Annotated in this window: 7 protein-coding genes; 5 read left to right on the top strand and 2 right to left on the bottom strand. The window is 61.0% G+C overall.

Translation table 11 applies throughout. The features are described 5' to 3' along the window. A partial coding sequence (locus tag QY049_RS35700) for an SdrD B-like domain-containing protein (protein ID WP_301270492.1) occupies positions 1-2,025 on the top strand: 2,025 nt, incomplete at its 5' end. 66 nt (positions 2,026-2,091) lie between these two features. On the opposite strand, the gene QY049_RS35695 is transcribed toward QY049_RS35700, so the two are convergent. Beyond that, complete coding sequence (locus tag QY049_RS35695) at positions 2,092-4,458, bottom strand: S8 family serine peptidase (protein ID WP_194481843.1); 2,367 nt, start codon at positions 4,456-4,458, stop codon at positions 2,092-2,094. Positions 4,459-5,669: 1,211 nt separating this feature from the next. On the opposite strand from QY049_RS35695, the gene QY049_RS35690 reads away from it, so the two are divergent. The 3 genes from QY049_RS35690 (at position 5,670) to QY049_RS35680 (ending at position 9,312) form a co-directional block, all read left to right on the top strand. Continuing rightward, entirely contained in the window at positions 5,670-7,388 is a 1,719-nt protein-coding gene (locus QY049_RS35690; RefSeq protein ID WP_301270491.1) for a type I secretion system permease/ATPase, read from the top strand. Between the two features lie 9 nt (positions 7,389-7,397). After that, positions 7,398-8,756, top strand: a complete 1,359-nt coding sequence (locus QY049_RS35685; RefSeq protein ID WP_194481845.1) for an HlyD family type I secretion periplasmic adaptor subunit — start codon at positions 7,398-7,400, stop codon at positions 8,754-8,756. A gap of 82 nt (positions 8,757-8,838) precedes the next feature. Beyond that, a complete protein-coding gene (locus tag QY049_RS35680) occupies positions 8,839-9,312 on the top strand; it encodes a hypothetical protein (protein WP_194481846.1) in 474 nt (157 codons plus the stop codon). Positions 9,313-9,388: 76 nt separating this feature from the next. Here the strand turns inward: QY049_RS35680 and QY049_RS35675 are convergent, their stop codons facing one another. After that, positions 9,389-9,970: a hypothetical protein gene (locus QY049_RS35675; protein ID WP_194481847.1), complete on the bottom strand. Its 582-nt coding sequence runs from the start codon at positions 9,968-9,970 to the stop codon at positions 9,389-9,391. A gap of 533 nt (positions 9,971-10,503) precedes the next feature. Between QY049_RS35675 and QY049_RS35670 the strand changes: the two genes are divergently transcribed. Beyond that, a complete protein-coding gene (locus QY049_RS35670) occupies positions 10,504-10,878 on the top strand; it encodes a helix-turn-helix domain-containing protein (RefSeq protein ID WP_194481848.1) in 375 nt (124 codons plus the stop codon). The last annotated feature ends 339 nt before the right edge of the window (positions 10,879-11,217 follow it).

The following is an 11,217-nucleotide window of genomic DNA, read 5'->3' as shown; positions in this document are numbered from 1 at the left end:
GGGACCGACACCGGCAACGACTTCACCAACTTCCGCAACTTCACCGTCAGCGGCCAGAAGTTCGAGGACCTGACCGGCAACGGCAAGACCGCCGACGACCAGGGCTGGACCTATGGTCCGGTGACGGTCTTCATTGACGAGGACAACAGCGGTACCCTGACGGCTGGTGACAAGTCGACGACCACCGATGCGACCGGTCACTGGTCGATTGGCGGGCTGACGCTGTCCGACGTCGGCAAGAGCATCTATGAAGTCGTGCCGAGCGGCTCTGAGCAGACTGGGGTGCTGGTGCAGACGGTCGACAATCCCGGCAGTGGTGGGACCGATACCGGCAATAACTTCACCAACTTCCGCAACTTCACCGTCAGCGGCCAGAAGTTCGAGGATCTGACCGGCAACGGCAAGACCGCCGATGACAAGCCCTGGAGCTATGGTGCGGTCACGATCTACATCGACGAGGACAACAGCGGCACCTTGACGGCTGGCGACAAGTCGACGACCACCGATGCGACCGGTAACTGGTCGATTGGTGGTCTGACGCTGGCCGACGTTGGCAAGAAGATCTACGAGGTCGTGCCGGGCGGTTCGCAGCAGACCGGCGTGCTGGTGCAGACGGTCGACAATCCCGGCAGTGGCGGGACCGATACCGGCAACAACTTTACCAACTTCGAGCTCTTCTCGATCTCGGGCAAAAAATACCTCGATGCCAATTCGAATGGAAAGATTGACGCCGGCATTGATACCGGTCTTGGCGGCATCAAGATCGATCTCTTTGCTTGGACCGACACCAATAACAACGGCAAGGTCGACTCGGGCGAGACATCGCTCCTCACAGTCGCGACAACGGCGGCTGATGGTTCGTACTCGTTCAGCAATCTGGGCCCTGGCAAATACTTTGTGCAGGAGGAGGTGCCCGGAGGCTATACGGAGACCTTCGGTACAGCGGGTTATGCAATCGTTGGAACGAGCGGCACTAACGTCACCAACGACAATTTTGCCAATGCAATCAACCAAACAACTCCCGGCCTGACCAAAGGCTACTGGTCCACGCATTTGACGCTGTGGGATGTCTATAACGGAAATGAAAAGGGGGCGGGCGCTGAAGTGAATGTGACTCCGGGATATGACTGGAACCACAACGGCTCAACCGCAGCAATAACGCTTGCCAATCTGACCACGACCGGGAACTCGAGCGGCCTCGGCCAGGTCAAGACCGCAAACAATGGCGGCGGTGATTCCGGGTTACTGATGGGCGATCTCAACCATGATGGGCTTGTGGGCGGCGACGGGTCGTCTGACCATCTGTTCTTCGACCTTGCCTCCGCCCAGGTACTTGCGAATACCTCAGTGTCGGGGGATGCCCGCGCTATTCTCGCAAGCCAGGCAGTAGCCGCGCAACTCAACGAGTACGTCGATTATGCCTATGACATGGCGCACGGTGGTGTGGCAGCAGGCTTTGACGCATCTCCCACCGGACTGATCGAAGAGGCGGTGCTGTGGTTGAAGGGAACTGGGCTGATCAGTAACGGCGATAGCAAATTGAATTGGTCAACCGCCAACGACCTGACGTCTCCGTCTGTTCAGGCGATCATCAATCTCGGCAGTACTTCGTCGAACCCGGCAGTTGGCACCAACGATTATACGATTAGCGGCAATGCCATTACGTTCAAGAGCACGTCGATGCCGTCGAGCGACGCATCGTGGAACAAGTTCGTTGCAGTATTCAACGAAACGGCGGCCGGTTACCATCCAAACACGGGGAATGCCGCTGTCGACGCTACTCAATACACTGTTACGGCGACCGGCGAAGGCCTGAAAAACGCTCTCGCGGCCTACAACCATGGATTGGATGGTACGACGGCGGGATTTGTCGTGAGTGCCGATGGGAGCTTGATCGGCTGGCAGGATAGCCTTGGCGGTGCCGTATACGATGTGCATGCCAATACGACAGACGCTTTCTGGGGCATCCTGGAGGACCAGAACCTGCTCGGCATACACCCGATCGCAGGCATCAGCCACGCTTAGGATTGCGACCAGGACTTTGTGGACGGAAACCCGCGGCAGATATCTGCCGCGGGTTTCTATTGCCGGTCATGCAACCAGCGTCCACGGCGTTCCCGAGTGGAGCTGGTTCGAGGCCACGCCGGTCACGTCGACAACCGTTACCGGCGTCTGCCCGTTGTGGGCATCGACGACAACGTTGGTTCCCCCATGCCCGTCAGAGAGCAGGTTTAGCCATCCATCCGTGACGGGATTGGTGCCGACATATCCGGCGGACGTGAGGATCTGATTCAGGTCGATAATATCCTGGCCCGCAGTAAAGTCGCGAATGACGGCTCCTGCGGTGGTCAGGAATTTGAACATGAAGGTGTCGCTGCCGGAGCCTCCATAGAGAACGTCAGCGCCGTGCCCGGCGACGATCGTGTCATTGCCGCGGCCGCCCTGGATCGTGTCGCCGAAATCGTTGGCGATGATGGTGTCGTTGCCATCTCCGGCCCAGGCGTTCTTGATGATCGTGCTGGCTCCGATCTGTAGGGCCTTGCCGGCGATGGTGTCGGTCGCGCCCCGATTCAAGTCGAGATATGATCCTGTCGAAACTGCCGCGGTGTTGATTGTCGCGGATCCGCTGGCATCGTTGAGGACCTGCCGACTTGCGCCGGCGGCGGTTGCGAACTCGTCCGTGTAGACGTACGTGGTCGGTGTATTCGGCGCGTCGCCGAGTGCGGTCAAAGTCCAGCTGTTGAGCGTTCCGACGTTGCCCGACACTGAATCGGTCACCGTCAGGGTCCAGGTGCCCTTTGCATCCTCGCCCCAGAAACTATTGGCGGTCGTTTCGAATACGATACCGCTGCCGGTGCCGCCGGTTGGATGTGACGCAAGCACCGCTGTCGTTCCACTCGACGAAGTCAGTGTGACCGCCAAATCGGAGACATGAGCGTGGGTGATGTTGAGATCGATCACCATCTTCTCGACCTCCAGTGAGGACGCAAAGGTGATCTGGCTTTGCAGGCTGCCGGAGCCATCCGGGATGGCCGCGTTATCGGTGTGGCCGGCCGATTCAGTTGACATGTTGGCGTAGGTTGATTGCTTTTGCCAGCTCTCGGCCAATCGAACCGCGGCGGTCGCATCGACCAGGCCGAAGCCATAGTCGTTGCTGAAATGCAATCCACCGCCGTTCCAGTCGTGCGCGCCGTTGGTTTGCCAGCCGGTATTGGTCGGGTCGGAATTCTTGGCCGAGTAAGCCAGAATGTCCATCACGTCGCGATAGCCGAGAGTGGGGTTTGCCTGCAGCATCAGGGCGATCACACCAGCGACGGTTGGTGCCGCGTAGGATGTGCCGGCTGCAGACGTATAATCGTCAGTTGAATAACCGGCGGAGCCGAGCCGATCGTCGGTATAGGTTCCCAGGCCTGGAGCCGAGACGAGCAGCGCGGCGCCTGGCGTGCTGAATGTGGTGATGCGGCCGTTGATGTCCGTAGCGGCCACCGTGATCACGTAAGGATCGTTCTGATAGTTGTGATAGTTGACGTTGTCGCCGGTCGCGCGGCCATTGCCCGCGGCGAAAACCATATCGATTCCAAGTCCGCCCCGGCCGTTGGCGGCATCATTGAGTATCGCCGACTTTGACGACCCAAACGAAGAGCTGAAGAAATTATCCTGATACGCGGCGCTGTAGCCCCAGCTCGCGTTGGCGACGTCCATACCATTGGTAGCCAAGTGGTTGAAAGCATCAGCAATCTGGCTTGGGCCTCCGGTAGAGTAGCTGATGCGAAATCCGGCGATTCCGGCGTGGTAGGCAATTCCTGCGATACCTGATCCATCGTGTGCAGCGGCAAGGACGCCGGCGACTGTCGTGCCGTGGCTATCGGATGAAGTGCCGTAGGCGTCGCTTCCGCCGTTGGTCGCGTCGTAGTCGAGATTCGATAAATAGTTCGGGCTCAAGTCGGGATGATTGTAGTCGATGCCATCGTCGACGATGCCAATCTTGATACCCGCACCTGTGTAGTTCTGCCACGCCTTTGGGACGTTGATGCCAGTTGTCGGATTGGTGAGGCTCCATTGCCAGTTTGCGAAGTAGGGATCTGTGGGTAACGCCGTATCACCAATTGCCGGAGCGAGGGGGCGCCAGGTGGTCGTCACGTCATGGAGGGTAAGAGTCGTCGCGCCTTGGCCGAGTGTGGTCGACCCTGTGCTGCTGCCGCTCGTTGTGCCGCCACTCGTTGTCCCGCCGCTGCTGGTGGCGCCGCCACCCTTCTTCGCAGCGAAGCTCTCCGGCGCGCCCGCATCCGAGGTTGAAGCATCCGTTCCGAGCCCGCGATCCTCTGAATGGCCCGCTGGATTGTCCATCGATCCGACATGTGCCGAGGCGATGTTCAGTCCGACGAATTCCCATTCCAGAGCATTTGCATCCGCTTCAGAGAAATTCCCGTACTGATCATTCACGCCCCGCTTCGCCATCGAATCTCCTTGCATGTAGCGACGAAAGAAAATGCGCCTCATGTCGCGCGTGTTGCGCGGAGATCCGACGACGGAGCGATTTAAGGGTGGGTAAATTCAGTCGTTAAACTGAGATCGGCGGCGCCAAAGCGCTTACGGACGAAGCGCATGCTTCCGGACTGATTTAATGGCGCGTAAATTTGATTTATCTTTGTTTATGTTGATCGCCTCGTGATCGGTAAAATCGTCCGACGAGATCGGGGGTGCCCGCGCTGAATTCCCGCGTAGCGCCGCTTCCCGCTTCCCGCTGCGCGCCGAGTGAAAATGAAATTCGTATATTCCAAAGATTCGGATTGACAGAAGTTCGTGACTGGCGTATAGCCATGCCATCCTGGCCCGTCAAAAGGGCGTATCGCGATCGTCACGACACGGGGCTGGGATGCGGTGGCCGCGACGGCGTCGGCGCGAACAGGGTCGCAGGGCGGGGCTCCTTCGATGGTGCTCCGTGAGCGGCGATTGGGCGCGGTACGACACGGCGCTGACGGCGTCTCCATACGGTCTCGACGGTGCGCGCACGCCAACCGTCGAGGGTCCGGTGGAGGTGTGCGCGGACGGAGAAGTCGTGTGGTCCTGGCGCCCGAAGCTGGCGCCAAGCCTTGTGGAGGCGTCTCGCGCCAACCGGCGTGAACGCGAACATCCGCCTAGCGACGGGGGCAATTGAGCTCGTCTCCCCGAGGAGAGCACGAAGGACACCGTTAAAACCATCCGCGCAGGGAAGGCCGGGATGCCGGCATCACCTGTGACCCACCCGTGCGCACTTTCTTCGCACACGGGCTGCGGGTGCCGGCCGGCGCCCGACCTTCCCTGCGCCCTTTCCTCCGGGAAAAGGGAGTTCCCAGATTGAACCCGGGCATGTTGCGCCGCGGGAGCGCGAACCCATGTCCACGATTTGAGATATGACGGGGCGGGCGCCGGCGCCGCCTTATGCCACCCGGCTGCTTCCAGGTGCGCTCCAATCGATAATAAATATCGTAAATATCGTTGATGCCGTAGCTCTACGGGCACTTTTACCTTTCAGCGAGGATTGCTTTCTCGACGCGGAAGGGCTGTGCTAGACATTGTGCTCAATTGGATGAGAATTGTTACGGCTGCCAGCCGGTCTTTAACTTTGCCGGGCGTTGTCGCTCCGGTCGGTCGTTTTTGATTAGAGGGGCGGGCATCCGCCGGATTGTGTGAGCGCGCCTTTTAAAAGGCCGGACGAACTCCGGCGCCTGCTGCAGACCTGCCAAGGCTACTTTCTGACGGCCGGCATCTTCAGCCTCTCCATTAATCTGCTGTATCTCGCCGGCCCGCTCTACATGCTGCAGGTCTATGACCGCGTGATCTCGAGCGCCAGCGAGATCACGTTGTTGATGCTCACCATCGCGCTGCTGCTGGCCTTCATGGCGCTTGCCGGACTGGATGCGGTTCGTGCGCGCGTGTTGACCCGCGCAAGCATCCGTCTCGACCAGAAGATCGCGTCGCGTGTCATGACCGCGATCATCGATCGCTCGGCCGTCGCGGGTGGCGCCCGCAGCCAGGCGCTGCGCGATTTCGATACGTTTCGTCAGTTCATCACCGGTACCGGCGTCCATGCGATCTTCGATCTGCCATGGGCGCCGATCTACATCGCCGTCATCTTCGTGCTGCATCCCTTCCTCGGGGCATTCGCACTCGCCTGCTCGATCGTCCTGGTCCTGATGGCCCTGCTCAGCGAGTGGCTGGTCAAGCTGCCGCTGACGGAATCGAACGAGGCTGCGTCCCGCAGCTACAGTTTCACCGAGATGAGCCTGCGCAACACCGAAGTGGTCCGTGCCATGGGCATGACCGGCGGCCTGTTGCGGCGCTGGGGCCGCGACCGCGACCGGATGCTGGAGCGGCAGGTGGCTGCAAGCGATCGCGCGGCCGCGATCCAGAGCCTGATCCGTTTCCTGCGGCTCGCAATGCAGTCCTTGATCCTGGGACTTGGCGCCTATCTCGTGATCGAGCGGCTCACGACGACCGGCTCGATGTTCGCCGCCAGCATCCTGCTCGGACGCGCGCTGCAGCCGGTCGAGCAGATCGTCGGCTCGTGGCGGGGTTTGGCGTCGGCGCGGGCCGCCTTCCTTCGTATTCGTGAACTGCTCCAGGCACATCCCGTTCTCGAGGCGGGGTTGACGCTGCCCAAGCCCAGGGGCCGTCTGTCGGTCGAAGCGCTCACTTTCGTCCCGGCGGGTACGGCGAAGCCGATTCTGCGGGGCGTCACATTCGCGATTGAAGCGGGGGAGGTGCTCGGCGTCATCGGTCCTTCGGGCGCCGGCAAGTCGACGCTCTCGCGCCACCTCGTCGGTGTGCTGACGCCGTCGGCCGGAGCCGTGCGGCTGGACGGCGCGGGCGTCTCGACCTGGGTCAAGCGCGCGATCGGCGACCACATCGGCTATCTGCCTCAGGACATCGAGTTGTTTTCCGACACGATCGCCGCAAACATCGGGCGCTTCGACGAGGGGAACGACAAGGAGGTCATCCTTGCCGCTCAGCTCTCGGGCGTGCACGAGATGATCCTGAAGCTGCCGAACGGCTACGACACGCAGGTCGGCGAAGGCGGCGCCATCCTGTCCGGCGGCTTCCGCCAGCGCATCGGACTGGCGCGAGCGGTCTATGGCAGCCCCAGCATCGTTGTTCTCGACGAACCCAGCTCGAATCTCGACAGCGAGGGCGACGTCGCGCTTGCGGACTGCATCGTACAACTGAAGAAGCGGGGAGCCACCGTCGTCATCGTCTCGCATCGCCCGGCCACCATCGGCGTCGTCGACAAGATCCTGGTCCTCCGGGAGGGCGTCGCCGAGATGTTCGGGCCGCGCGCCGAGATCATGGCGCGCCTGACCCGTCCCGTACCCGTGCCCGTGCACGCGGTGCAAGGCTCCAGCAGCTAGGCGCGTCCCATGGCGATCATCGAGGCGGTACCCAAAAATCTCACGGGCGTTGGAGCCAAACGGGCGATCGCCGGCGGCCCACCCAGCGATTCCATCAAGCACGTCGCACTGGCCGGCTGGATCATCATCGCAACGTTCTTTGGCGGCATCGGTGCATGGGCCGTGACCGCCCCGCTCAACGGCGCCGTGGTCGCCAACGCCGTGGTCAAGGTCGATGGCAACCGCAAGAGCGTGCAGCACCTCGACGGCGGTATCGTCAAGGAACTTCATGTCAAGGAAGGCGACCGTGTTCGCGCCGGCGATCTGCTCATCGTGCTCGATGGGACCCAGGCGCGCGCGGAGTTCGACGTCCTCACGCAACAATGGGTCGTGCTTCGCGCCACGGAGGTCCGTCTGCTGACCGAGCTCGACCACGGGGCCGAACTCGTCATGCCCGCCGACCTGAAGGCGCGCTCGGACGATCCTTATCTCAAGAGCGTATGGAACGGGCAGATCAGCCAGTTCGACAGCCGGCGAGCCGCGCTCGAAGGTCAACGCAGTGTCATCAGGGAAAAGATCAACCAACTGGGCTCGCAGATCGTGGGGGCCCAAGCGCAAGTCAAGGCGTTCACGGAGCAGATCAACTCCGTCCACAGCGAGGCAAAGGATATCGCGCCCCTGGTCGACAGAGGACTGATCGCGCGTCCCCGCATTCTGCAGTTGGAGCGCACCGCCTATGGGCTGGAGGGCCAGATCGCGGATGCGAATGCCAACATTGCCAAGGCGCGCCAGGCGATTGCCGAGCAGGAGCAGCAAATTGCACAGCTCGATAACGATCGGATGACCGACGTGACCAAGGATCTTCGCGATACGCAGGCGAAAATCCTGGAGGTGATCCCGAAGGCCATGAACGCCAAGGCGGTCCTGGGGCGCATGGAGATTCGCGCGCCCTACAGTGGCCAGGTGGTCGGCCTCAACGTCTTTTCGGTTGGCGGCGTCATCCAGCGCGGCGACAAGATCCTGGACATCGTCCCGGAGCAGGACGGACTGACCATCGAAGCGCAAGTGGCGGTCGAGGACATCAGCGACGTGCATCCCAATACGCGTGCGGAGGTTCACCTCACGGCTTACAAGCAGCGGATCGTGCCGATCATTCACGGCGACGTCATTCAGGTCTCGGCAGATCGTCTGACCGATCCGAAGACCAACAACCCGTACTACACGGCCTTCGTGCGGATCGACGGGGACGAGCTTGCCGCCATGCCCAATATCAAGCTCTATCCGGGAATGCCTGCAACCGTCATGATCCCGACCGTCCAGCGCACGGCCTTCGAATATCTGGTCGGCCCGCTGATCATGTCCTTCAATCACGCCTTCCGCCAGAAATAGGAATTGCGGCGACGTCGAGCGCGGAGAAGGGCAAGGTGGCCATCGTCCGACGCCGACGCCACGAGAGAGTGACGCTTTTCCGATGCGCACAGCTGTTGTTGTTGTCCTCCTTGGCCTGCTCGCCGGCTGCGGGGGAGTCCGGCAGGCGCTTCAGAACGAGAGCGAGGACGCCTCCGTCAGTCTGACCGATGCGCTCGCGGATTGCCGGAACGCCTTTCCCGACCAGATCACGCAGGCCGTGCGGCGCGCCGACTGCATCGTGAAGGCGACGGAGCTTTCGGTCAGGCCCAGCCTGCCATTTCCGGAACTGCTCGACCGCGAGAATGCGCTGCGCAAGACGCTTGCCGTCCAGGTCGAGGCGGGCAAGGTCTCGCTTCTCGAGCGAAACGACCAGATCGCGAAGGCCCACATGGCCATCGTTGCGGAAGAGGCGGAAAGACTGAAAGCCGTGCCGGCGGACGGGCAGGGCGCCAGCCCGACCTCCGTCGTTCAGTGGCGGGCCTCCAATTCGAATGCGTGTGCCGGTCTTGGGGGCAATTCTCCGAATTGCTATTGAACTGGCTTGGCGCGCCACTGCGACACGGCGCGAAACGTCGGAGCGAGAAGATTCGTCGCCCGGGCCGTCCCGATATTCACTTGAACGGGTCGTTGATCGAAGGAGCTGATTGCCTCACGCGTCGAACGCCGATGGGAGTGCCATCCGACACGAACAGAAGCTCATATCTCTGGCCGCGAGAGTCGGTCGCCGTGCAGGTGACGTTGGAAACCTTGCGCGCTGCGAAGTTGCCGAACTGGCGGCAGACACCCGTAGACGCCTCCTCCGCAGGCACCGGAAGCCCATGGACCTTCGGCCTGTGTTTGGAATTCAAGAGCATCCGGTCGACCGGAAGCTCGTAGGAATTGTCATCGAAGCGCTTGCCATTTTCTCCTGAGAAAGACACGACATGGCTATCGTCCGTCGGATCCTCGAGGGCCACAGCGAAGCTGACCCGTCCGGATTCCGTATGAGCGTAGGCAACGGCCTTGCACGCATAGTCCTGGCCGGCGATCTTGAGTGTCGTGCACTTGCCGGACATGAGCGCAAGAATGTCGGTCATCGGCTGACGATGTTCGATGTGTCTGGGCGCGTCGGAACGTTGCTCGACTGCCTGTCGTGTGTCCGCCGTTTGCGCGCCGCATGGGACTGCCAGGGTCAGAAACGCCCCGGTCAGCATGAGCGGGCGCCCCGCCCGCGGTTGAAGACGCGATAAAATGTTCAAGCCAGCCCCCATTGCAGGGCTAACGACCGCGACGGAGAAAGCCTCGTTCGATCATACCCTTACCCTGGTTGTGACATAGTGGCATTGACGTGATTGCCGATCAATCGCAACGAAGTCCGGGCGGGAAGAGCCTTGCCTTTTTAATTAATGCAGGCGAGACATTACACGCTTGGTCGAAACGACTACGGCCGTTTCGTTCGGCAAAGCAGCTTGCTTGGCCGAGGCAACTGTCGCGACGGCGTCGATTTAACGAGCTAGGAACCCGACGCGCGAAGCGACGTTGGCTTTGGGAATTGTGGCTCAGGCCTTGCATGGTCAGGGCGGCAATGCCGGCACCGGAATGGCAGTTAGCCGGACGATGTCCGCCTACGCCGGTCTCGGGAGCCGAAACCAATGAGTGATGATTGACTTCGACGCGGATAAGCCCCTAGTCTCGCCCACTTAAGGTCGTTAACGCTGATTCCCACTAATATAAATGGAATTTACAGGTGCCTAAAGTCAAGAACAAGGCCGCTGCCAACTTTGGTTCGCGCTTGAAGCAGCTGCGGGAAGAGCGGTCTATGACCATCACGGAGCTGGCGAGGCGGATTGACGTGACGCCGCCCGCAATTTGGCATTGGGAGAAGCGGGGCAGGCTGCCCAAGCCCGCCACCATAAAGGCCGTGGCAAAGGTTCTCGACGTCAGTTCCGAATTTCTCGAGAACGGTGTCCATATCGTGAGCACCCAGGATCAAGGGCCCTCGGACCAGATCTCGATGCGCCCGGACGAGATGAGCCTCGAACAGCTGATCCGTGCCATCGAGGCAAAAGGCTTTCATGTCCGGATCTCTTCGGCCGGCGATCGCGAGGCCTCCGAGGCCTAATCGGGAGAATGGGGAGTCCTCCTGCCCCTTCCTTTTGAATGTACCCTCGCCAGAACGGCGCGCGCCGGAAACAGTGCCGATCAAAGTCGTTCCGGCTTTGCGCGCGGCGATCCGGCTAGGGTCCAAGAGCGCAGTTCCGACCGGGGCGATCCTGCGCTAATTTTTATCATGCTGTAACGGTCGAACGGCGCGGGGGTGATGCCCCCTTGGCAAGCCGTGCAGTGACATTCACTGCGCACTTTCCGGTGATTAAAATAAGTCTCGCCGGAAAAAAGTCGAGCGAGTACGTGATTGAGGCTCGCCGACGTAAACGGATGCATTCTGTTCGTAGTGCTGGGC

Origin of the sequence: Bradyrhizobium sp. WYCCWR 13022, from assembly GCF_030435535.1 — a bacterium.
Taxonomy (GTDB): Bacteria; Pseudomonadota; Alphaproteobacteria; order Rhizobiales; family Xanthobacteraceae; genus Bradyrhizobium.
The sequence above is the reverse complement of the archived record's forward strand: the minus strand, read 5'-3'. Positions and strand labels throughout refer to the sequence as shown.